23 protein-coding genes are annotated in these 22,533 nt (G+C 63.5%); 5 read left to right on the forward strand and 18 right to left on the reverse strand.

Features of this window, described 5'->3' with window-relative positions; all coding sequences use genetic code 11:
* Nucleotides 1-11 precede the first annotated feature (11 nt).
* Genes hemL through KBY90_RS08030 form a run of 3 tightly spaced genes read left to right on the forward strand, consistent with a single transcriptional unit; the run spans nucleotide 12 to nucleotide 3,016 of the window.
* Nucleotides 12-1,298 (forward strand): glutamate-1-semialdehyde 2,1-aminomutase, encoded by a 1,287-nt coding sequence (gene hemL / locus KBY90_RS08020; RefSeq protein WP_254968030.1) that lies wholly within the window; start codon nucleotides 12-14, stop codon nucleotides 1,296-1,298.
* Nucleotides 1,299-1,320: 22 nt separating this feature from the next.
* Nucleotides 1,321-2,583, forward strand: a complete 1,263-nt coding sequence (locus tag KBY90_RS08025; RefSeq protein WP_254968031.1) for an NRAMP family divalent metal transporter — start codon at nucleotides 1,321-1,323, stop codon at nucleotides 2,581-2,583.
* 28 nt (nucleotides 2,584-2,611) lie between these two features.
* Nucleotides 2,612-3,016, forward strand: a complete 405-nt coding sequence (locus KBY90_RS08030) for a YccF domain-containing protein (RefSeq protein WP_254968032.1) — start codon at nucleotides 2,612-2,614, stop codon at nucleotides 3,014-3,016.
* A 186-nt stretch (nucleotides 3,017-3,202) separates the two neighbouring features.
* Here the strand turns inward: KBY90_RS08030 and KBY90_RS08035 are convergent, their stop codons facing one another.
* Nucleotides 3,203-3,928: an MBL fold metallo-hydrolase gene (locus tag KBY90_RS08035; protein WP_254968034.1), complete on the reverse strand. Its 726-nt coding sequence runs from the start codon at nucleotides 3,926-3,928 to the stop codon at nucleotides 3,203-3,205.
* Between the two features lie 128 nt (nucleotides 3,929-4,056).
* The gene (locus tag KBY90_RS08040; protein ID WP_254968035.1) at nucleotides 4,057-4,182 is read right to left on the reverse strand and encodes a hypothetical protein; all 126 of its coding nucleotides are present in this window, start codon (nucleotides 4,180-4,182) and stop codon (nucleotides 4,057-4,059) included.
* Between the two features lie 201 nt (nucleotides 4,183-4,383).
* Here KBY90_RS08040 and tssD point away from each other — a divergent pair, with 201 nt between their 5' ends.
* Nucleotides 4,384-4,872: a type VI secretion system tube protein TssD gene (tssD, locus tag KBY90_RS15170; protein ID WP_396122556.1), complete on the forward strand. Its 489-nt coding sequence runs from the start codon at nucleotides 4,384-4,386 to the stop codon at nucleotides 4,870-4,872.
* Between the two features lie 1,287 nt (nucleotides 4,873-6,159).
* Here tssD and KBY90_RS08045 read toward each other — a convergent pair.
* The 16 genes from KBY90_RS08045 to KBY90_RS08120 form a co-directional block, all read right to left on the reverse strand.
* Nucleotides 6,160-9,945 (reverse strand): hypothetical protein, encoded by a 3,786-nt coding sequence (locus tag KBY90_RS08045; protein ID WP_254968036.1) that lies wholly within the window; start codon nucleotides 9,943-9,945, stop codon nucleotides 6,160-6,162.
* Between the two features lie 11 nt (nucleotides 9,946-9,956).
* Nucleotides 9,957-14,396, reverse strand: coding sequence for a hypothetical protein (locus KBY90_RS08050; RefSeq protein ID WP_254968037.1), 4,440 nt, complete (start codon nucleotides 14,394-14,396; stop codon nucleotides 9,957-9,959).
* Between the two features lie 398 nt (nucleotides 14,397-14,794).
* Nucleotides 14,795-15,007 (reverse strand): hypothetical protein, encoded by a 213-nt coding sequence (locus tag KBY90_RS08055; RefSeq protein WP_254968038.1) that lies wholly within the window; start codon nucleotides 15,005-15,007, stop codon nucleotides 14,795-14,797.
* 293 nt (nucleotides 15,008-15,300) lie between these two features.
* Nucleotides 15,301-15,693, reverse strand: a complete 393-nt coding sequence (locus tag KBY90_RS08060; protein WP_254968039.1) for a type II toxin-antitoxin system VapC family toxin — start codon at nucleotides 15,691-15,693, stop codon at nucleotides 15,301-15,303.
* The gene (locus KBY90_RS08065) at nucleotides 15,693-15,959 is read right to left on the reverse strand and encodes a type II toxin-antitoxin system Phd/YefM family antitoxin (RefSeq protein ID WP_254968040.1); all 267 of its coding nucleotides are present in this window, start codon (nucleotides 15,957-15,959) and stop codon (nucleotides 15,693-15,695) included. The genes KBY90_RS08060 and KBY90_RS08065 overlap by 1 nt, the downstream gene beginning before the upstream one ends.
* Nucleotides 15,960-16,002: 43 nt before the next feature.
* Nucleotides 16,003-16,413 (reverse strand): type II toxin-antitoxin system VapC family toxin, encoded by a 411-nt coding sequence (locus tag KBY90_RS08070; protein WP_254968041.1) that lies wholly within the window; start codon nucleotides 16,411-16,413, stop codon nucleotides 16,003-16,005.
* A complete protein-coding gene (locus KBY90_RS08075) occupies nucleotides 16,410-16,637 on the reverse strand; it encodes a type II toxin-antitoxin system Phd/YefM family antitoxin (protein WP_254968042.1) in 228 nt (75 codons plus the stop codon). Before KBY90_RS08075 ends, KBY90_RS08070 begins: the two co-directional genes overlap by 4 nt.
* Before the next feature lie 48 nt (nucleotides 16,638-16,685).
* Complete coding sequence (locus KBY90_RS08080; protein WP_254968043.1) at nucleotides 16,686-16,805, reverse strand: type II toxin-antitoxin system PemK/MazF family toxin; 120 nt, start codon at nucleotides 16,803-16,805, stop codon at nucleotides 16,686-16,688.
* A 35-nt stretch (nucleotides 16,806-16,840) separates the two neighbouring features.
* On the reverse strand, nucleotides 16,841-17,014 hold the full coding sequence (locus tag KBY90_RS08085; protein ID WP_254968044.1) for a hypothetical protein: 174 nt from the start codon (nucleotides 17,012-17,014) through the stop codon (nucleotides 16,841-16,843).
* Between the two features lie 13 nt (nucleotides 17,015-17,027).
* A complete protein-coding gene (locus tag KBY90_RS08090; protein ID WP_254968045.1) occupies nucleotides 17,028-17,402 on the reverse strand; it encodes a VOC family protein in 375 nt (124 codons plus the stop codon).
* A complete protein-coding gene (locus KBY90_RS08095) occupies nucleotides 17,399-17,629 on the reverse strand; it encodes a hypothetical protein (RefSeq protein WP_254968046.1) in 231 nt (76 codons plus the stop codon). Before KBY90_RS08095 ends, KBY90_RS08090 begins: the two co-directional genes overlap by 4 nt.
* Before the next feature lie 3 nt (nucleotides 17,630-17,632).
* Complete coding sequence (locus KBY90_RS08100; RefSeq protein WP_254968047.1) at nucleotides 17,633-18,901, reverse strand: ATP-binding protein; 1,269 nt, start codon at nucleotides 18,899-18,901, stop codon at nucleotides 17,633-17,635.
* Between the two features lie 252 nt (nucleotides 18,902-19,153).
* Complete coding sequence (locus tag KBY90_RS08105; protein ID WP_254968048.1) at nucleotides 19,154-19,384, reverse strand: hypothetical protein; 231 nt, start codon at nucleotides 19,382-19,384, stop codon at nucleotides 19,154-19,156.
* On the reverse strand, nucleotides 19,381-20,169 hold the full coding sequence (locus tag KBY90_RS08110; RefSeq protein ID WP_254968049.1) for an alpha/beta fold hydrolase: 789 nt from the start codon (nucleotides 20,167-20,169) through the stop codon (nucleotides 19,381-19,383). The genes KBY90_RS08105 and KBY90_RS08110 overlap by 4 nt, the downstream gene beginning before the upstream one ends.
* 126 nt (nucleotides 20,170-20,295) lie before the next feature.
* Nucleotides 20,296-20,493 carry a type II toxin-antitoxin system HicA family toxin gene (locus KBY90_RS08115; RefSeq protein WP_254968050.1) on the reverse strand — a complete coding sequence of 66 codons (198 nt, stop codon included), beginning with the start codon at nucleotides 20,491-20,493 and terminating at the stop codon, nucleotides 20,296-20,298.
* A 42-nt stretch (nucleotides 20,494-20,535) separates the two neighbouring features.
* Nucleotides 20,536-20,727 carry a type II toxin-antitoxin system HicB family antitoxin gene (locus tag KBY90_RS08120; protein ID WP_254968051.1) on the reverse strand — a complete coding sequence of 64 codons (192 nt, stop codon included), beginning with the start codon at nucleotides 20,725-20,727 and terminating at the stop codon, nucleotides 20,536-20,538.
* Between the two features lie 339 nt (nucleotides 20,728-21,066).
* On the opposite strand from KBY90_RS08120, the gene KBY90_RS08125 reads away from it, so the two are divergent.
* Nucleotides 21,067-22,134, forward strand: coding sequence for an alkene reductase (locus tag KBY90_RS08125; protein ID WP_254968052.1), 1,068 nt, complete (start codon nucleotides 21,067-21,069; stop codon nucleotides 22,132-22,134).
* Nucleotides 22,135-22,533: the final 399 nt, after the last annotated feature.

A 22,533-nucleotide genomic window follows, 5' to 3' on the forward strand; every position in this document is an offset into this window, starting at 1 on the left:
CGGCCCCCGCCTTGAACACGACCCGATCCCAGGACCTCTTCAGCGCCGCGCAGAAGCTGATGCCCGGGGGCGTGAGCTCGCCGGTGCGCGCCTTCCGCTCGGTGGGCGGCAACCCGATCGTGTTCGAGCGGGTGAAGGGCGCCTACGCCTGGGACGTGGACGGCAACCGCTTCATCGATTACATCGGCAGCTGGGGCCCGGCGATCTGCGGCCATTCCCACCCCGAGGTGATCGCCGCCCTGCACGAGGCCCTCGACAAGGGCACCAGCTTCGGCGCCCCCTGCGAGCTGGAGAACCAGCTGGCGGAGCTGGTGATCGAGGCGGTGCCGAGCGTGCAGATGGTGCGCTTCGTGAACAGCGGCACCGAGGCCTGCATGTCGGTGCTGCGGCTGATGCGCGCCTTCACCGGCCGCGAGAAGATCATCAAGTTCGAGGGCTGCTACCACGGCCACGCCGACATGTTCCTGGTGAAGGCCGGCTCCGGGGTGGCCACCCTGGGCCTGCCGGATTCGCCGGGGGTGCCGCGCACCACCGCCGCCGCCACCCTCACCGCCCCCTACAACGACCTGGAGGCGGTGAAGCGGCTGTTCGCCGAGAACCCTGGCGAGATCGCCGGTGTGATCCTCGAGCCGGTGGTGGGCAACGCCGGCTTCATCCCACCGGTGCCCGGCTTCCTGGAGGGCATCCGTGAGGTCACCAAGGAGAACGGCGCCCTGCTGGTGTTCGACGAGGTGATGACCGGCTTCCGGATCAGCTACGGCGGCGCCCAGGCGAAGTTCGGCATCACCCCCGACCTCACCACGATGGGCAAGGTGATCGGCGGCGGCCTGCCGGTGGGCGCCTACGGCGGCCGGGCCGACATCATGGCGATGGTGGCGCCGGCCGGCCCGATGTACCAGGCGGGCACCCTGAGCGGCAACCCGCTGGCGATGACCGCCGGCATCAAGACCCTGGAGCTGCTCAAGCGCCCCGGCACCTACGAGCGCCTGGACGCGATCACCAAGCGCCTGATCGCCGGCATCCTCGAGGCCGGCAAGGCGGCGGGCCTGCCGATCTGCGGCGGCTCGATCAGCGCCATGTTCGGCTTCTTCCTCTGCGAGGGGCCGGTGCGCAACTTCGAGGAGGCCAAGGCGGCCGACGCGGCCCGCTTCGGCAAGCTGCACCGCGCCATGCTCGAGCGCGGCGTCTACCTGGCGCCGAGCGCCTTCGAGGCCGGCTTCACCTCCCTGGCCCACTCCGACGAAGACATCGACGCCACCATCGCCGCCTTCCGCGACTGCTTCGCGGCGGTGGCCTGACAGGCACCCCAAGAGCGGCACGATGGCCGGCGAGCGTCTCACCCCCGCCGGCCTGCGCCAGGCCCTCGGGCCCGGCATCCTGCTGGCCGGCGCCGCCATCGGCGGCTCCCACCTGGTGGCCTCCACCCAGGCCGGCGCCCGCTACGGCCTGGGCCTGGTGGGCCTGGTGCTGCTGGCCAACCTGTTCAAGTACCCGTTCCTGCTGGTGGGCAGCCGCTTCACGGCGGCCACGGGCCTGAGCCTGCTGGAGGGCTACCGGCGCCAGCGGGGCTGGTATCTGCCGGTGTATCTGCTGATCACCTTCACCACCGGCGTGGCCAACATCGCCGCGGTCACCGCCGTCACCGGCAGCCTGGCCACCAGCTTCCTGCCGGGGGCACCGAACCTGCTGGCGGTGGGCCTGCTCGGCGTCTGCCTGCTGCTGCTGCTGCTCGGCCACTACCGCAGCCTCGACCGGCTGAGCAAGCTGATCGTGGCGGTGCTGGTGATCAGCACGGTGCTGGCCACCGGCGCCATGCTGGTGCAGGGGCCGGTGGCCGACGATCCCCAGTGGTTCAGCCCCAGCCCCTGGACCCTGGCGTCCCTGCCGTTCCTGGTGGCGCTCATGGGCTGGATGCCGTGTCCGCTGGATCTGGCGGCCTGGTCGTCGCTGTGGATCTACGCCCGCCAGGAGGACTCGGGCCACCGCGGCAGCCTGGCCGAGGTGGAGGCCGACTTCAACCTGGGCTACCTGGTGACGGTGGTGATGGCGGTGCTGTTCCTGCTGCTGGGGGCCTGGGTGATGCACGGCACCGGCGACAGCTTCTCCCCCGCCGGCGCCGCCTTCTCGCAGCAGCTGATCGGCCTCTACACCGCCAGCCTGGGGGGCTGGGCCTATCCGCTGATCGCCGCGGCCGCCTTCACCACGATGTTCAGCACCAGCATCACCTGCCTGGACGGCTACCCGCGGGCGGCCTCGGCCGGGGTGCGGCTGCTGCGGGGCTTCGCGGGGCCGGCGGTGCACGACCGCCGCGACCACCAGCTCTGGATGCTCCTCCACTTCGCCCTGGCCGGCGCCGTGCTGGGCCTGTGGCCCGGCTCGATGGGCACCCTGGTGCAGCTGGCGATGGTGGTGTCGTTCGTGACGACGCCGGTGCTGGCCTGGATGAACCTGCGGGTGATCCAGGGCCGCCAGGTGGCCCCGGCCGACCGGCTCGGCCCCGGCCTGCTGGCGGTGGCGCGCCTGGGCCTGGTGGTGCTGAGCGTGTTCGTGGTGCTGTTCGCCCTCACCCTGCGCGGGGGGTGAGCAAGCTGGTGGCAGCACCGCCGGGCCCATGCTGCGATTCCTGCTCAACGTCCTCTGGTTTGTGCTCGGCGGCTTTGTTATGGGCCTGGGCTGGTGGCTGGCCGGACTGGTGGCCGCCATCACGATCGTGGGCATCCCCTGGGCCAGGGCCTGCTTCGTGATCGGCAACTTCTCCTTCTGGCCCTTCGGCTACGAGGCCGTGAGCCGGCGGGAGCTCACCGGGCACATGGACTTCGGCACCGGCCCGCTGGGACTGGTGGGCAACATCGTCTGGTTTCTGGTGGCCGGCTGGTGGCTGGCGATCGGCCACCTGAGCTCAGCCGTGGCTTGTTTCGTGACGATCATCGGCATTCCCTTCGGGATTCAGCACATCAAGCTGGCACTGATCGCCCTGGCGCCGATCGGCATGCAGGTGGTGCCCACCCACCGCTGAGCCGCCGGCCCCAGGGAAGCAAAACAGGCGTGACCCAGGCAGCCCGCACCCGGATCAGCATCACGCTCGAGGAATTCAACAACGCCCTTGAGGCCTGGGAGAGCTGGCGGATGGGCACCTTCCACGACGAGGAGCAGGACTGCCACCAGTTCCCAGAACGTGAGGCCGGGCGATTCAAGGGGTTGGTCAAGCCGCGGCAAAGACCTCCTTCACGGCCAGCGCCAGATCATGCAGCTGTCGTCGACTGTCACCTGAAAACGACGATCCATGCATCACAGCCAGTGTTCTGGGATCTAGTTCAGAGAATGAAGCCAGCAAGCGATCGGTCTGGCGGGTGTACGGCAGATAACTGGAGAGAGGACCCTGCTGCATCTGCCGCATCGCCTCGAGAGACGGGCCCACAAGATCACTGGATGTGACCGGGACTGCGGCTCCAAAATGATGGAAGAGGTCTGAACAGAATAAGGTTCGCTGGGTTTCCTCGAACAACAGGCCCGCATCCCAGCCGTGCGGAAGATGTGGGGAGGGATGAAACTGAAAACGGTACTGACCCGTGACGAGAAGATCATCTGGGCCCATACCCCGTGCGGGCCTGATGGCAAAGTCATCAACACTCACAACCTTGCCGACGAAGGTGCAGACAGGCTCAGCGTCCGGCGCCAGCTCAAGCCAGTGGTTGAGACCACCGATTTCATCCGACTCAAAGTGACTCCAGGCCACATAGCGAAGCGATGCAGGGTCGATGAGTGTGGCGACCGCCTCGCTCAGGCTGGGAAACATCCCCTTGAGGCCTGCATGAAACAACAACGGTTGCTCATCTCGCACAAGGAAGTGATTGAATTGCAGATCCAGCTCCGGCACATAAATCGACAGGCGAAACAGGTCGGGAGCGATCTCGGTGATGGTCGTCATGGGGTGGGTGCAGCAGGGAATGAATCAGGGCCAACGTATCCGTAAGTCTGCGGCACATTCTGCGGCGCATGTAGATACCGCTTAAAGCCTTGGCCGATCTCGGCCAAGGCATCTGGGATCAAGTTGTGCTAGCGGAGACGCATCAGTGGCACAACCTTCTCACGGGCCAGCTGCTGCACACCGGTGATCACGTCGTGCTGCAGCACAACATCGAGGAAAGGCTTGGTACGGGTCTCTCGGGAAACAGGGGGCATGGCGTAGAGCACTTGGGCAGCACATCAAACAGGTCGCTGTTCCGGGTGGGGGTGAAAGCCTACATCTCGGTCGACTGGGCGGCCCGAAGCCCATCTGCACCTGACACATGCAGCGTACTGCGAAGAGAGGCTTCAATCAATTCACACTCGCACACGAGAGCGCCACACTAGGGGTTGAGGGTAACCGTTGGAGCCGAGAGCATGGCACTCAATGCATATCTGCAAATCGCGGGGTCAATCCAAGGATCGATTCAGGGCTCCGTGGACCAACCGGGACGCGAGAATCAGATTTTGGTTATAGCATTTTCCCACGGAGTCCTCTCACCACGTGACGCGGCTAGCGGTCTACCGACAGGAAAGCACCGACACCAACCTCTCACGATCACCAAGGAGATTGATCGTTCGACGCCTCTCCTGGCTAGAGCACTAGTGAACAACGAGAATCTTCCGCAATGGGAACTGATGTTTTGGCAACCAAGCAAATCTGGAAAGGAGATGCAATACTATACAATTCAACTCGAAGATGCTGCGATCATCGAAATCAGCCAAGAGATGCTTAACAACAAGTATCCAGATAATGTCCCGCATGCTGTGCGAGAACACATTTCGTTCAGCTATCGAAGGATTACTTGGACTTGGGTTGACGGAGAAATAACTACGAATGATGAGTGGCAGACCCCCATCGCATAACAGTTACAAGCCGCAGCGAAACGGGGGGCTCAACCTATGATAACTCGCTAATGTTCAGCTTCAAGCAAGGTCTCCCGCCGGACAATAACCGCATAATTGCCAGTAGCAAGGCCAATTCAACTTCCAAACATTAAGACAGGAGTCCAGGATCACTATCGAGTCTCAGCCCAGCCAGCCGTTGGCCCGTCAATTACAGAGCATACTGTCCTGGCTCCCTCAATGTGATGCCCCCTAGGAAGTCTATAAAGATGCACCTCCCAAAGGCTCGCAGCCAGACGAGACCTCTTTTCTCTGTGGCAAACTTTATTGCTGCATTGGTTCACATCCTCATTGTAGTCGGGTTCACTTATGAGCAATATGCCGTCACTAAAGCCACCTCTGGCCTTGATGCGATGTGGTCAGCATTTATCACAGAAATACTGCTCGTAGCCGGCAGCATTACTCTGTCGACCTCGCTGCTCTTGTGTTTTCTAAGCATCGCAAGGAGAGAAAGATCGACAGGCTGGTCTCTTCTGGCTACGCTCTTGGCCATGATCACAACGATGACAGCTTTCGCTTGCATTGCATTGTTTGGTCTTGGTCACTATGACCCTAGGTAGCCCTCTTCATTGCGATCAGATCTGTTGGAGACTGGAGATCTATTGAAGCGGAAAATGTAGACATGTAACCAAGCAGGTCGCGTCGAATAATCATGCTCCTCATCCTCAAGCCTGAAGCAGCATAGATCACTGAACAATTTATTCAAGCCATCTTTTCCGCATGCTAGACAGCATCATGATAGATGGATGTTCCAGAATGGCCACAATAGATCAACATTGACTACAGCCTCAAGAAGTCATCATGCTTATAAGTAGCATCGCGATGAAGGGTCACAGGGACCGGGGAATTGCACAGGCATCTAGGATTGCAGACATCATCATTGCTTCACTGGCTGACTGATTCAACACCAAATCGAGAATCAATTGGATCCCTGCTAGCAGTTGCCCTCCTTTGCTTGACCGGCAAGATGGAGCGATGATCATTGCCTTCGAATGACCGATCGAATCTCTGCCAACTCCTGCCCATACATGATGATCCAGGACATCTCAGTAGTCATGCCATATCGTCAGTCCAGATTCCTGGAGAGAATTCCGGTTGACCCGAACAAGTGCCCTACCCTCAGGGAGACAACAGAAAGATATCAATGACTGAACAAGACGTGTCACTGAAGATGCCCAGTGCAATCTGCCAGATTCCCGAGTCAAGCTCGATGCCTCGCCTCACGATGATCCAGCCCCGACGCCTATCTCACACTGACCCTACCTCAACCGCATCGGAGTAGACGAGGCGTCGTTCTCGCCCGAAGCCGAACTGATCTCCGTACTCCTCTTGGGGGATGTCTCCCAGGAATGCTTCGTACTCCTCCACCACCACCCGGAAGCGGGCTTCGGGGTCATCGACCGGAACGGTGAGGGATCCTTGCCAGACGGAGAGTGTCTTCAGAGCCTGCGCATTGAGGAGTGCGACCGGATCAGTCGATACCGGCACCCAGCCCAGGTCTCCTTCCACGGGGCCGAGCCAGCGCTCGAGGCGGGCCTCGATCTCGCTGGTGCAGCTGAAGGACGCGTTGCGGCGGTAGCCTGTACCCGAGACGGTGATTCGCAGCGTGGCCGGGTCGTCGGCGTCCCGGGCCACCCAGCAGATCCGGTCCGGGGCGAACTGGGCGAAGTCGGCCAGCACCACGCGAGAGAGCTCGGCGCCGGGAATGGATTTCGGCTGGTAGCGCACGAGCGCCAGCCGCACGAAGGGGTAGTAGGTGTCGCCGGCGTCAATATCGAGTTCGCAGTAGAAGAGACGGCGCTCTTCGTCGTAGCCCACCGCATGGCCAGCCACGGCCACCGGGACGTCGCCAGGCTCGCCCCCCTGCTCCTCGAGGAGAAGACCGGTCTGCACCGCCACGGCCCTGGTGAAATTCTGGAGTGACGGCACCTGCTGGGTGGGCCCAGAGACCCAGATGGGATCTCGACCCCACTGGGTGGCGTAGGGCTTGAGTTGGTCGGGCACCATGGCATTGGTTTGGCCGCCATCCCCGATGGGGTGGCCCGCAACGCACCAATCCCATTCGCCAGGCCAGATCACCACCCCCAGCAGCTCACCGTCACCTGAGGAGAACCATGGCTCCTCGAGGTAAAGACGCAACCCTCCAGAGCGGCGGCTGAAGGCCCCCCGCTCGTCGGTGCCTTCGTCCCACTCGAAGGTGGGCAGGATGTAGAGAAGGTTCGGTGCCAGGGGCCTTGCGGAGTTCAGCACGTCAGCCTCGAACAGATGAAGGTTCGCAGCGGGGGGAAGCTCGTCCTGAGAAGGACGGGTCAGCGCGGCAGGAGGAAGCTTGGGGTCGAAATACTCACTGAACCGAGTGGTGGCAATGGCGCAGTAGCTCACCCTTCTGTGTTTCGTGTCGCCGAACTCATGGCGACGCCTCCCCCAGGGAACCGACGGAGTGTCCGGTGAGATTACGGGGAGGTCGAAGGCGTGGGATTCGCCCTGTTTCCGGTTGAATCCAAAGCCGGTGGGCTCACTCCAGAAGGCCCTCAGGTCGACCTTGTCTGTGCTCGGGGCGTGAACACCCACCGTTCCCTCCACAGTCGCGAACGTGTCACCCAGACGCTCTTTGCGGGGGTTGAGTGTCTCAATCACCGGCGCCGCCAGGGGCTGCTGGACGGCGTGGACCAGGGTTAATTCGCGGAAGGGAGTGAGCATCCAGTGCAGCCCGTCAAGGGCCAGTTGCCTCAGACGCACCCGATCGTCGTCGTCAAAGGCCTCCTCTTCGATCCACTTCCACACGGCCAGCTTCTCGAGATCCTCGGGTGTGACCCTGGAGCTGAAGCGCACATTCACCATCGCCGCCTTGGGGAGTTCCACGGTGAGGACCCGTGCCGTGGGATCCCAGCTTGGGGAGCCATTCCCTTCGATAACAGACAGCTGAAACGGCTTTGCCTGCCACCAGCCGGGGGCTGCGTCAAAGTTGATGACCTGGAGCGTTTCGGGCGCCATGCCGGGTAGGCCCCACAGCACTGCAGCGCTGGCAAAGGGATCTGCCAGATAAGGAACTTCGGCCGGCAGATCGGTCGGGTCGGAATAATGCCAAACCTTCCCAGTGGGATCATCCAGCTCCTCAGGCTGATCCTTATCCGCAAGCAGTTGCCAGGTGGACGGGCTGGCATCGACTCCACCAGGGGTGTCCAGGAGGCCGTACTGCTCGATGGTGGCTACAGCGGTGCGTGGAGGGAGCAGCAGCCGCACGGATGTCTCCGGGGAAATGGTTGCGTCTTCTGCAGGGGTGCTGTTGTAGGTGCGGATCACCAGGCGTGCCGCCGATTCTCCCGGAAGGTCTTCGGGCTGAACCGTGGAGACGATGGCCACGGCCGGCGCCTCCACGGGTTCGAAACGGCGGTAGGTGATCTGCGGAGAGGCCTGGCCAGGATCAGGGTCGTTGAAGGGAAGACTGTTGCCGGCCACATCCACCGCCCGGGCCCGGATCCGGTAAGTGCCTCCGTACCGCAGGCGCGGCAGGGAGCCTGGGGTCGGTTCGGCGGTGGTCTCCAGGTCGAGGGACGTCTGCGAGGGGTTTAGCGCTTTGCCATCGGGGCCGAGATTCTCCTTGTGGTTGAGGCCATCGGACTGGATCGCTTCGCCAGGGCGGGGGGCGACCAGACTCCATCCGTCCCAATGGAACATGGCCTCATGGAGATAGAAGTCGGTGTTCGCAGGGTCCACATCCTGCATGGCGGCGGCGGTGACGGAACCTTCGTCTGAGCTGGTGATGGTGGCCTGCTCTGCGGAGAGGCGACCCACGCGATAGGTGACCTCGCGCCTGCAGAGCGAATACCAGCTCCCCGAGCCGTCCTGAATGTCCACCCGGAAGCCGGACGTGACGTCGTCAGCGAAGAGCTTCGGCGGGTTCTGGGGATTCAGGGCTTTGTTGGTCTCGTGGACAGTCTTGAACGTGTGGGCCATCCGCACTGCCCGCCCGGTGCGCACCATCGAGATTCCACCGGAGCGCAGGGCCGGAAGCCCATCCTCGTCTGGCGAGTCGGCGCTCTTCAAGCGCCCCCCCCGGCGCATCTTGAGCTGGTTGGCGAAGTCGATGGCCTTGAGGGCCGCTCCGTCCGCATCAACCTGCAGCAGCGAAAACTCACTGGTGTTGAGCCGCAGACAGCCATCCGCCAGATCTGACGACGGCTTCGGGGCCGCCAAGAAGCGTCGTTTCGCCATGTCGAGCAGGTACTGGACGCGCACGGGCTGATCGTCACTGTCAAACGGGTGCTCCACGCCTGCCACCTGCACCGTGCCGCCGGCGGCCTGGCCTGCCAGGGGAACACTCACATCGAGCAGGAGCCCAAGTTTGCGCAGGAGCAGGGGGTGATTGCCGAGCATGGAGAGGGCCTGATGGAAATCCAACTCCGGAAGTGGCACCGGTCTGTCGAACTTCCCACCCTTGAAGCGGTGGAAATGCTTGGCGCGGAAGAAGTCCATGACCGGCTTAGGTGGGCCCGGCGGCAGTGCGGTGAGGTTCAGCCTCCTGTATTCATTTAGAAGATCATTCTCAAACTTGGTATCCTTATTGTCCCACTCCTTTCCACCACCCTCAATCGTGGCGATCTCTGTCGCTCCCTTCTGATCCAGCTCGGCGAGCAGCGGCAGTTCCGTGGGGGAGGAAACTCCCACAGCGGCGTACAACTTGCGCAGGTGCTCCACCACGTGGACCACCGGATAGGAGTGGATCAGCTGTGTTGTGTTGTTCGCTTCCTCATAGGAGCGCACCGTGGTCTCCTCAGCGGGGAAGAGGGCCTCCCAGATGGCAGGATCGGCGGGAGAACTGATGATGGTGGCATTCACCGCCCCCTGCCCACTGAACTGGATGGCGATGTCGAGGGGCTGACCCGGCCAGTTGACGAAGGCCGGGAAGTCGCTGAGCTTCAAGGGCGCGCCGCCGGTGTCGAGCCGTGGCGACACCAGTACCGACAGATGGAGAAGGTTGCCGTTGTCGCTGATTCCCTTGGGAAGAGCAGTCCAGATGATGGCCTGTTTCATGACATCGAACCCTAAGCGAATGCTGCGGCGTAAGCTTCCCAGCGTGGCTGGGGCATCATCTCCCCGAAGGGCGGATCTCCACTGGACCCTGCAAACTGCTTTCTCATGGTGACGGTAACGCTGGCACTGAAGAAAAGGACCTCCACAGTCACAGAGACCCGACACTCACCCCACGCTTTGCCAGAATCTATGGCGTAATCGAGGCCCAGGTAGAACTCAAGAGATATGGCGATGAGTCCGAGCACTTCAAGACAGCCATTAGCGCGCACATAGCCAGTGAGCTGAGACTGTTTGCTGGTCACCTCGATCTTGATGTAGATCCCGGCCATAAGCGAAATCCCGCCACTCGCGACACCCAGGTCGATGGCTACGCAGCCTCCAAACTCGAGGGAGACCTCCAGGGTCTCCACACCGTCCAGACCCACCGCCAGAGCGAAGAACCCTCCGCCACCGAACGGAGCCACCGAAACAACGAAGGGACTTTGGCGCTCCGAGAGGTTGAATCGCAACCGCATCGGTTCCCCGGTGAAGGGAAGGCAGAGCCGTGCACCGAGAGCGATGTTGGCGATGGAGACCACCCCAACAGAAACTGCCGGGATGGTGAGGGAGTAGCCAGCTGTGATTCCCTGCGTCGTCACCTCCAGGTATGGGGGATCGGCAAAGTTGCCGGGCTCCAAGTACTCCCGCAGGGTGTCCACAAACGCCAGGGGCCCGGTGAAGCGGATGTCGGCAATCGCCACGTGAACGTCGGGCTTTTTGCCGTCCTTGGAGGTGAAGGAAAATGTCTCGAACTCCACCTCCACCACATTGGCGAGGTTGAGGGTGAAATCAGAGATACTGCCAGTCAGCTCAAAGGTTCTCTGATCACCATCCTGGCTTTTGGGTGTCCTGAGAATACTGTCAATGGCGAGTTTTGGTGCACCTCCTCTGATGAAGGAGCCACTATCCTTCAAACTCGTTGTTTCCCAGTGAAGAGCTGTGGTGAGCTCAGTGCTTGAGTTGGTCGTGACGAGCGCTGGCGTCTGAGAGGCGAAATCAGCGGGCGCAAGAGTTTCAAGAATCTCGACCAGTCTGATTCCTCCAAGAATCTTGGCATCAAGTCCGGCGAAGAAGCTCGCAGGATCAAAGCGACCCGCCACGAAATCGTCGGTTGTGTCTCCCACAGTGCCCAGCTCCCGGGAGAGGCCCCGGATCATCAGGCTGGGTGTGGCAACTCCACCGCAGCGGTCAGCGCTGTTGCCGGCTGAGTAGTCCAGGGAGGGGGGAGACGGTATCTCAGCGAACAGACCGGCCTTGTTCTTGTCAGGGTGGAAGCCGTCGTCCAGGTACTGAGAAGCCAGCACGATGGTGGCTGCATCGTTCGCGCCGCTCATCTGCCGCAGGGCGGCGAGAGCGATCTTGGCCTGCTCGAGCTCCGGATAGCAGGGGGGTTCTCTGGAACCGTCGGCAGGTGGGAGGGCCTTGAAGCTCAGCTCCAGAGCGTCGAAGGTGGTCTTCCCGTCATACCCGTCAGCGTCTGCCAGGGCCAGTTGCTGCCCGCCGAGAGAGGTCGTCCGACGAGATTCCTCTGCGCAGTTGTAGGCCTTGGCCGCCTCGCCAATCCAGAGAATTTCGCCCTCTTCGTTCTCTTCAACAAGCACATCGGAGCGGACGAAGGCCAGGGGCATCAGGAAATCGAGCTCGTGCCCCTCCCAGTCCCATCCTTTGAGATGAAAGCTGAAATCGCGCTCCCCGACGCTGGGCCAGAAGGCAGCAATGGGAGAAACAGCCTGGGGGGCCCATGCGGAGCCTTCGGGAGGACTTAGGGGCGAGTCTTGGGGGGGGTCCAGGTTGGGGGTGACGACCGTCGTGATCCGCACCCTCCGCAGGGGTGTCTCGCGGCCCTCGTGCTCATAGGCGCCGCCACCGTAGGTACGCTCCCGCTCGCGAAGGACGAGGAACATCCGCTGACGGATGTAAGCCACCGGGTCGCCACTGGGGGAGGGTTCCACCTTGCGTTCGCTGATCTTCACCAGAGACGCCCGATGGCCGAACGGGAACAGGAACCCCTTGTAGACCACCCGCACGTAGTGGTCGCGTCCCATGGTGGCCCGATGCCGCCATTGCTCCACGGCATAACCACTGGGCGGCTGCAGTTGGAGGTCGCTGTCGAGCCATCCACCCAGTGAGGACAGCATCAGGCTGTTGATCCTTACTGGTGGTGGAGTGAAGTCTTGAATGGTGAAGTCGGAGGTCAGATGCACGATCTGGCGCCGGTCGTCCTGATCCAGGGGCATCAGGAACGGCTTGTCGAAGGCGGCTGTGATGTCGTGGTCCCGCGACCAGATGGCCCGCACCGTTCGGAAGGCGTGGGGGTTTTCGCTGAGGGCATGGCCGGATCGCACCGCCAGCCGGGTGTGCCAGAGCTCGCTCCTGCCCGCCCTGGTCACCGGCTCGGCGGCGTGGACCCAGGTGCCGTAACGGTTAGGGGAAAGCAGGAGCCGGAAGGGGATCTCGATCTGGGTGGTGGTGGCAGGAGGGGGTGTGGGTTTGATTAACAATCCCGGCAGGACGGAGATCCTGTCGATGGGACGCAGGTTCCCGAGAACCCCGCGACGCCTGAAGGTTGTGCTGAACCGTGATATTGACGCAACGCGATTGGTGGAATCGGGCGCGACTTGGCTCGTTATGACGTCCGAGAGCCGCAGGACTGGCTCGGCGCCGGGCAGAACGATGTTGGGAAAGCCAGGCCGCTCCAACATCACCGCTCCGGGCAGGGCCGTGACGGCTAGGGAAGGGGTGAGGCTCTGCCAGTCAAGAAGCGTGGAGCTGTCCAACAGGAATCCTGGGGCTCCTTGGGGCAGCAAGAAAACGAGGCGGCTCGGCTTGGCCAGCAGAGCCTTCACCGGCGGTGGTGGTGGATAGCTGGGATCATTCTTTTTCCCCTTCGCTTCTGCCTCCAGCTTCTGCGCCTTTTCGAGCTGACTCTCGCCGTGCTGGTCACCTTCTGAGGGGATGTCCGATTTCTCTACCTCGTAGCTGTCATCGGCCTCAAAGAAGGTCTCCTCGCCAATGCTCTGGGGCGGAAAGATCACCGCCAGGTGGGATGGGCCCGCTGTCAGCGGCACGAGGCGTCGTGTCGCGCCCTCGCTCACCAGGCGCAGATTGGTCCAGTGATATCCCAGGTGGAGGAAGTCGTCGCGCCGCACCACGGCCAGAGTCGTGTTGCCGGGTAGCCGCACCGTCGCGCTGTCGCTGGCAGCGTCGACTTCCACATGACCGAACGCGGGCTGAATCGACCCCGGTAAGGGCCGCCAGGTGATGAGGAGTTCTGAGCGGGGTGGCGCCGCTTCGGGGCGGACCAGCATCCCTTCCACCCTGGGAGCACTCTTCAGGAGGCTCAGCCGGCAGACCATGCCGGGAGGCATTTCCCCGACCTGAAGAATCCCGGTGAAGGGCATCTGACGTGACGGGGCCAGCAGCAGGCTCACGCCGGGGCTGTGAAGCCAGAAGGGCTCGTTCTCCACCCGGGCAACGAGCCCGGCGGCCAGCCGCTGCCGATCGTCGTCAAACAGCTGGGCGTAGAGGGGGTTGCGCAGCGGAATCCGGAATGGGGTGCCATCGCTGCCGCGAAGGCCGCCTCCGGTCTCAAGTCCCGCCGGGGTGGGATCGTTCTGCGAGTGGGCAACGAGGAAGCGAATGGCTTCTGCGTTGGGCAGCAGGCCCGCCTCCAGCAACAGCCCGTCGAAGCGGAAGTCCCCCAGGTGGATGGTCGGGGCGGATGTACCGAACTCTGGCTGGAGCGGAAACTGCTGGTTGTCGGCGAAGGCGATGCCGGTGCGCCTCTGGGAGTTCGGCAGGAAGAACTGCTGACTTCCCGGCCTTAGCAGCGCCACCAGCGCCGCGTCAGCCGAGACGCTGCCGGGGAATCCCTGGAGTCGAAAGCCACCGAAGCTGAGCGTGCCCAGCAGCCAGTCCGGGGTGAAGGCGGCGACTCCAGGTCCGTGGGCCACCAGTGCAGAGGCGAGGCCCAGGGGACAGCAGTCCAGATCCAGGTGGACCGGCGAGATGGCCCAGTCGGTGCGTTTCAGCCAGGGCGACAGAGGAAGGGCGGCGTCGAAACTGGCGTACTTGAGCCGCAGCCGCAGAGTCCACTCGCCCTCCACCAGACGGATGGCGGCCCTGAGCGAAGCTGGGATGGTGGTTCCTGGGTAGTAGGCGTCCGCCAGGCTGATGTCGACGCCGCCATCCTTCTGGACCACGGAAAGAGTGGGGGTGCCACCGAACCAGGAGACCGCCAGGTGCCAGAACTGGCTGTCCCCCTGCTCCCGCAAGGTCAGTTGGCGGTTGTTGTAGGCAAGCGAGAAGGGCCCGAGGGTGAGGAATTGGAGAGGCGGTCCCTGGGCTGTTGGCAGCGGCAGTTCCTGAGTCTCAACCCGTTCGGGCTGCGGACCGAGGAAGACTTCGGCCATCCCTGCGAGCCAGTCGAAGGACCCCTGCTTCGGGTCCCCGCGCCGTTCGGCCAGCGACAGAGCGACAGGGTCAAGCCGGGGAAGGTGAAGCGTTGTGAGCGTCCCGAACGAAAGGCGAGGTGACTTCATGAGAACTTTCGTTTCGTGGGAACGACTCGTGGATTTCCTGCCAGTTGTCAGATGAAAAGTCTCAGCAGAAAGCCGGGACGCAAAGATCGTCCTGCTGGGATTAAACGGGTGTAAAGGCGGGTAAAAACAAAGGAATCCCTGCTCGGATCTGATTGGCATCGATCAGGATGCGTCAATCAGGAAAAAGGGTGTCCGAAGCCGATGCCTCCATCATGAGTGGCGGCAACCGCCAGTCAACTTGCCTTTGCGCTTCTTAATCATGCCACCAGCTAATGATCTTCAGTCTCAACAAGAAACACGGGGCGGCATTTCCACCAAGGGCCATAACCCAAGGCTTCAACGATCACAACATTACCGACTCGTTCGATGTCAGCAAGCAGAGCCCAGTGGGTGATGGCAGCGAAACAGAAGAGGTCGATCATCCAGGGAAGGAGCGGATCATGGAGCTCGTCATCAACGCCAGCCAGGGTGCTGGAGCTCATTCCAGAACCGATCAATGTGCGTCGAAATCGAAGGCGGGAAAGTGGCAGCCCAGGGCGCATAAGCCATAGAGAATCGCGGATCGCACCACGGGGTAGCTGGCAAGCGCCTGCCGGAGGGATGCGATAGCCAAATCTGGAAATCCAGAGCCCGCAGTGTCGCCGTAAAGCGATTGATCACGTCTCGGGGTATCGCCTAGGCCTGCTCGCTCACGGGCCGCTGGCGCCAGCGGATGACTGCGTTTGCCATGGGGCCTGGGTGGCCTGGGTGATCTGGCCGCACGGCCTCGTCCACGTCAGACGCGCGCATCCTGCAGAGGGCAGGCGTAGGCGCTGAACGCCGCATCGGCGCTGAGCAGGGTGAAGGGGCCACAGATGGCCTGGGCCACCAGCAGACGATCAAAGGGATCGCGGTGGTGCAGGGGCAGCTGCTCGAGCGCCAGCAGATGGGGAAGGTCGACGGGGAGGACGTCGTAGCCGGATTGGTCCGCCCAGGGGATGGCCTGGCGCGCCGACAGGGGCATGTCGGCACGGGCCAGGGCATGCTTGATGGCGATCTCCCAGAGCGACACATGGCTGAGCAGCACCGCGCTGGCCTGGCGGGTGATCAGCTCCCTGCTGAGGGGCCCCAGCCTGGGATCGTCGGTGAGGGCCCAGAGAAAGGTGTGGGTGTCGAGCAACAGGCGCATCAGCCCTGCTCGAACAGGTCGGCGATCAAAGGATTGGCGTCATCGATGGAGTCGGGCGCCACGAACTGCCCGCGGGCGATGCCCAGCCGGCGGGGTCGCTGCGGCGCCTCCAGGCTCGTGAGCCGTGCCACGGGCCGACCGTTGCGGGCGATCACCACCTCGGCTTCGGCGCCGGATTCGATCGCCTCCACCAGCCGGGAGAGGTGGGTCTTGGCTTCGAGCATGTTCACCACCCGGCTGGGACCGGTGCCGGGACGGGACGCCATGGCCGCACAGGGTTGGACCAGACCAGACTAGGCCAGGGGCGCTCTACTCCCTCGATCCCTTCCAGATCGGGATCACTGCACTGCTGCGAATGGCCTGGTCATGGGTAGCGAGCTGCAGGCCGTAGGCCAGCCCTGTACCAACGATCAGCCTGTCGGCAGGGTCACCGTGGAACCCCTCCGGCAACTGCTGGAGCGCGATGACCACCTCCACATCGAGCGGCAGGAGCTGGACAACCCCAGGAGAAGCGGCCTCCCTAAGCCAGCCCGGGAAGGGACGATCCAGCACCAGCCGGCCCTTGACATGGAGCATCTGCGCTTCCCAGAGGCTCATGGCCGAGAGATGCGTGCTGCCGGCGGCAGCCAGGCGATCCAGCGAATGCCGTTCCTGGGTCCTGAGGCGCTCGGAGCCCAGCAGCCACCAAAGCCAGACATGGGTATCCAGCAGAACCTTCACCGCAAGGCATCGAAGGCCTGGGCATCGAGCACGGATTCCTCTGGTTCAGCGTGGAGGACACCGGAACCGCGCAGAGCCGCCCAGGGCTTGGGACCTGGGCCGGAGCCGAGGGAAGGCGGCATGAGGCGTGCGACCAGCTTGCCGTGGCGGGTGATCTCCACCACCTCGCCGCCGCTCTCCACCTGCCGAATCAACTCCAGGCACTGGGCGCGGAACTCGGTCACAGAAATGTCCATTGATCCACCTTAGTGGGCATTTTTGGGTTCAGCCCCCTACACCGCAAACATCTCCTGCAGCACGCCAAGCACCTCCAACAGGGTGGACTCGAACAGGACGCCGAGGCGTCTGATCAGCCGCTCGCGATCCACCGTGCGCAGTTGATCGGGCACCACATGACCAACCTTGCCCTCAGGGCTCGGGGAGAGGATCACCCATGGCCTGGTCTTCGGATCTGGGGCCGCGGCCTGGCCACCGGTCTGATCGTCAGAACAACAGGAGCGGCCTGGATGTCGACCTCGTCGCTGAGGCCCACCTGCTCGAGGAGCGGCTTGGCCAGGCGCAGCCCCCGGGAATTGCCGATCTTCACCAACCTGGCCCGCATGGCTGCGCCCCGCTCAGCTCTGCGAATACAGACCGATGGGGTTGCCTTCGCTGTCCATGCACACGGCGATGTAGCCATACTCGCCGATCTTCATCTTCGGCTGCAGCACCTTGCCACCGGCGGGCTCCACGCGGGCCTGTTCCACGGCGCAGTCGTCGCAGGCGAAGTAGATCAGGGTGCCGCCGGGGCCGGGCTTCATGCCCTCCATGGTGGTGAGGGCGCCGCCGGCTCCCATGAGGGTGTCGCACATGGGAAAGGTCCAGTAGTCACCGCCCTCGGGGCTGGGCATGTTGGTGAGGGTGAGGGCGAACACGGCCTCATAGAACCGCTTGGCCCGCTCGATGTCGGCGACGGCGATCTCGAACCAGTTGACGGGGTTTCGGATCATGGCGGGGCCTGGCTCGGGGATGAACTCACGCTAAGGGCGGTTTCCGGTGAGGGCAGCAGATCGGCGCGGCGGTACAGCACCTTGCCGACACGTTCGATGTGAGCCTGCAGAGCTGGGTGGGTGATGGAGGCATCGAGCATCGCGGTTTCCACCTCGGGGTAGCTGGCGAGCAACTGCTGGATGGCCGCGATCACCGAATCCGGCAATCCGGTGTCCGGGGATGTCACTGATCAGGGCCCCAGCGCCCCCACCGGCACCACGGAGACGCCGTCGGATCGCCGGTAGCCATAGCCGCTGCCGCACACCACCGCCAGGAAGGCAGGCTTGCCGGTGCGTCGGCTGTCGATCTGCTCGCGGAAGCGCAGCAGGCCGGCAGCGCCAGTCTCCACCTGCCCAGGCCCCAGTTTGATTTCGATCGCACCCCAGCGGCCGTCACGCAGCTCCACGATCGCGTCTACCTCAACGCCGTAGTTGTCGCGGTAGTGGAAAACCTGGCCATCGAGAGCCTGGGCGAGCACCCTCAGATCGCGCACCACGAGCGATTCAAACAGCAACCCCAGCCACTCCAGATCGTTGAGCAGACGCTGGGGGCTACCGCCCAGGGCAGCCACCGCCAGGGATGGATCGCAGAAGTGGCGACGTGGAGCCTGGCGCAGGGCGGCCTTGGAGCGCAGATGGGGCCGCCAGGCGGGTTGGTTTTCGATCACCATGAGCCGCTCCAGAGCCTGCAGATGGTCGGCCACGGTGCGTGGATCGAGAGGGCCATCGGCACCGCCGGCATCCGCCGCCAGGGTGGACAGGCTCACCTCTGTGGCCACATTGCGGCCGAGGGAACGCAGCAAGGCACCGAGACGCTGGGGATCGCGGCGGCGCCCATCCACGCGTTGCACATCCACCTGACGAACCTGCTCCAAGTAGTCGCGGGCGGCGCGGCAGGCGGCCGCCAGGGGCCGATCCACCTGGGCGGGCCAGCCGCCACGGCACACGAGCTCGGCGAGATCCGCCAGCGCCAACCCCGGATCAGCGCAGCTGGGGGGCTGCCCCTCCAGCAGCGCCGCCAGCGACACACCGCCCTGGCCGGCACCGCTCTCGCAGAGGGTCATGGGACGCAGCCGCAGAAAGGAGAAGCGGCCGGCGCCGGTGTGGCGATCGGCCTCATCGGCTGGCACCGCCGAGCCTGTGAGCAGGAACTGCCCAGGCTCAGGGGACGCATCCACCGCCCGGCGAACCAGATTCCAGAGGGCGGGCTCCACCTGCCATTCATCAAGCAGACGCGGCCGGGCCCCCGCCAGCACCAGGGCAGGATCCACCGCCAGCGCCTGGCGGGCAGCGGTGTCCACATCCAGCAGCACGGTGGAGGCGGCGAGCTGCTGTGCCATACAGGTCTTACCGCAGGCCTTGGGCCCCTCGATCACCACCGCGCCGGCGGAGGCCAGGCAAGCCTCAAGCTCTGCATCGGCGATGCGGGAACGGTAGGCAGAGCCAGCGCTGGAAGCCACGAAGGCGTCTCTCCGAGCAGTCTGATGCAGGAAATCTCGGAACTCTAATGCAGGAAAGAGCGGCTGTTGGATGCATGAAAAGGCGGCAGTCGGATGCCGGAAAAGGTGAGCACCTCTCTGGGCAGCTCCAGCCAGCCCCGCAGGGCCAGGTCCAGGTCCACCAGTAGCTGGACTCCAGCCGCCGGCGTCATCCGGTCCAGTCGCTCCAGTCGGGCACCTGCTCCGTGCCGTGCGGCTGCTCCGGCACCACGATCAGCCCCGTGACCACCTCGCCGTAGGCCCGGCAAGGGGTACCGCTGGCCAGCCGATGGCCGGCAGTCCGGTGAGCAGGGGTTGGCTGGCCTCCAGCTCCCGGTAGAGGGCTCCGCCCTGGAGCATCCAGCCGTAGACGTTGCCGGGATAGCCAACGGCCCGCTCGCGGCTGCTCAGCTGGGCGGCGTAAACGCCCACGTCGATGCCGATCACCGGCACAGCAGCTGTCACTGGAGAAAGTCGAGGATCGCTCGGTTGTACGCGTCGGGAAACTCGTCGAAGCCTGTGTGCGCGCCGCCCAGCATCCTCAAGGTTGCCCCTGGAATGGTCTTGGCGAGAACCTCGGCGTGATACGGCGGCAACAGATTGTCGTGGATGCCCGCGATGACCAGCGTCTGCGCCCGGATTTCACTTGCAGCCTCCCCTGTGTTGTACGCAAGCAAAGCCTCGGCCTGCCTGAGAAAGGCGTGGGCCTCCTGTGCATAGGGATTCGCCGCCAGCACCTGAATGAGCTTCTCGTAGACCGCATCGTTGTCATAGAAAGCGGGGCTGTAGCCCCAGCGCGACACGAAGCGGAGGATCTGCTCGAATGGCATGTCGGAACGCCGGATGTTCATCCAGTTCTGGATTGCCAGGCGAAAGAAGCCGTCGGCCTGGCATGTCGTCGACAGCAGAATCAGCTTGCGCACGCGCTGAGGCCGCGTGAGCGCAAAGTGCTGGGCGATCAGCCCGCCCATGCTCCAGCCGAGGACATGGGCGGAGTTGATCTGCAGGTGATCGAGCAGGGCCGCCAGGTCATCGGCCATCCCGGCGATGCTGTAAGGCTGATCGGGCGCGCTCGTGCGCCCGGCGCCGCGGTTGTCATAGCAGATGACCCTGAAGCGCCTGCACAGGTCGGGAACCTGAGATCGCCACACCTGCAGATCCGCGCTCAGCCCGCAGATCAGAATCAGGGGCTCACCTGATCCTGCTTCTTCGTAGTACGTGACGATATCGCCAGTGTCAACAGTTGGCATCTCGCACCTCGGTCAATGCGCTACCTAACGCTTGACATCACCAGCCCGCAAAGTGGCAATAGTGAGACCAGATCATCATGGTAGCGGGTCTGGTGGGTAGCAATGTTCTGCGGTCAGTCACTGATCTCAAGCGGAAGGTTCTATCGAGCCATCCAACAGAAGGCGGATAATCCGGCGTGCAAGTGGCTCCTTGATTTCTCGATGTCTGGGCACTGGCTGTGAGACACCTGAAGCGGGATTCCGATACCAATCGTGTTTGCCTCCGTGGCGCACGAGGACGCATCCACCCTGCTCGATCGTCCTAATCAAATCAGCCCGCTTCATGGCATGACTTCAGCCCGCTTCATGGCATGACTTCAGCCCGCTTCATGGCATGACTAATTCACCGACCTTGCGAGCACCAGGAATATGTCCGCCTGAGAGGTCCAGGTAGAGATCCTTGAGATGCTCAACCAAGTCAGCGAGCGTGTCGCCTTGCGTCCAGTAATCAGGATATTCCTCAAGGTAGCCAAACCAGGAATCATCCTCATGCCAATGAACGTACTTGATCGTATGCATGGATTGCTCCTCCGGTTGCTGTCGAACCAGGGTAATTTCAGTACTCTACTCAGGCCGTCCATGCTGCGGCCATTCCCACGCGCCAAGCAACGCAGCGCTTTGTGCCGCAGAACGCTCCATGGGAGATTCCAGCTTCCACCGCTCCTCCCTGCGTTTGAGAGGATTTGATGCGGATCCGATCACCATCGGTTTGCTCGGATCCACAGTCAGCGCTCATCGGCTGGGCTGGAGACGCCCAGGGAGCGACGATTCAGCGTGTGGGTGTCGATCGACGTCTTCAGGCCGCTGCGGCCTAGCAGCAGCACAATGCCCATGGCCCTGCCGCCCGCACCGTCCCCGATGTCCAGTCTGTTCTCGCCGATGGCCCTGGGCTCGCTGGAGCTCCCGAACCGGATCTGGATGGCTCCCCTCACCCGCTGCCGGGCGGAGGAGGGCCATGTGCCCGGGGCGCTGATGGCCGAGTACTACGCGCAGCGGGCCAGCGCCGGGCTGATCATCGCCGAGGCCACCATGGCGATGGAGGGCCATTCGGCCTTCTGGCATGAGCCCGGCATCCACAGCCAGGCCCAGGTGGATGGCTGGCGGCTCACCACCGATGCGGTGCATCGCGCCGGCGGGCGCATCGTGCTGCAGATCTGGCACGGCGGTCGCGCCTGCCATCCGCTGCTCAACGGCGGCCGGGTGCCGGTGGCGCCGAGTCCGATCGCCATCAGCGGCGATACGGTGCGCACGCCTGAGGGCAAGCAGCCCTATGTGGTGCCGCGCGAACTGGGCGACGACGAGATTCCGGCGATCGTGAAGGGCTTCCGCCTGGCGGCGCGCAACGCCATGGCCGCCGGCTTCGACGGCGTGGAGGTGCATGGCGCCAACGGCTACCTGCTCGATGCGTTCCTGCGCGACGGCAACAACCACCGCAGCGGCCCCTACGGCGGGCCGATCGCGCACCGCGCCCGGCTGCTGCTGGAGGTGCTGGAGGCGGTGGCCGGCGAGACGCCGCTGATGGGCCTGCGCCTCTCGCCCCTGAACAGCTTCAACGACATGGCCGACAGCGATCCGATCGGTCTGATCACCTGGCTGGCCCGGCGCCTCAACGATCTGCCCCTGGCCTATCTGCACCTGATGCGCGGCGATTTCCTGGGCCGCCAGCAGGGTGATGTGCTCAGCCCCGCCCGCGAGCACTACCGCGGCGTGCTGGTGAGCAACATGGGCTACGACGCCAGCGAGGCCGAGGCGGCCATCGCCGCCGGCACCGTGGATGCGGTGGCCTTCGGCACGGCCTTCCTGGCCAATCCCGATCTGCCCGAGCGCATTCGCCGCGGCGCTCCGCTCAACGAACCCGATCCGGCCACCTTCTACAGCCCCGGGCCGGCGGGCTACACCGACTACCCCACGCTCGCTCCGGCCTGAGGGAGGGTGGGTTCGATGGGTGGAGAGGCGCTCGCTGCGGGTGTCCACCTTACAGATCCTGCTCCACCAGGGCCTCGAACCGTCCTGGCTCGACGGCTTCCAGCAGGATCTGGTGATCCTTGACGAACTGTTCGAGATAAGCAGGCAACCGCTTAGGCAGGCACTTCAGAAAGTAGACGCTGTTTATCTAACGCTGCCCTGAGTGGCAAGCAAGGAATAAATAGCGCAGGCAGTCAATTGATGGAGGACTGTCCACCCCAGGGGCTGGATAGACCACCTCCGTAGCTTATTGGCAGACAATCATCCGTTGAAGATAAAGATCGGCTCCGTAAAGGCGCTCGCGTAGACAAGACAGTTTCGACAGTTAAAATGCTGGGGGCGTATCTAAGTCGCACACTT

This window comes from Cyanobium sp. CH-040 (assembly GCF_024346135.1).
Classification (GTDB): Bacteria; Cyanobacteriota; Cyanobacteriia; order PCC-6307; family Cyanobiaceae; genus NIES-981.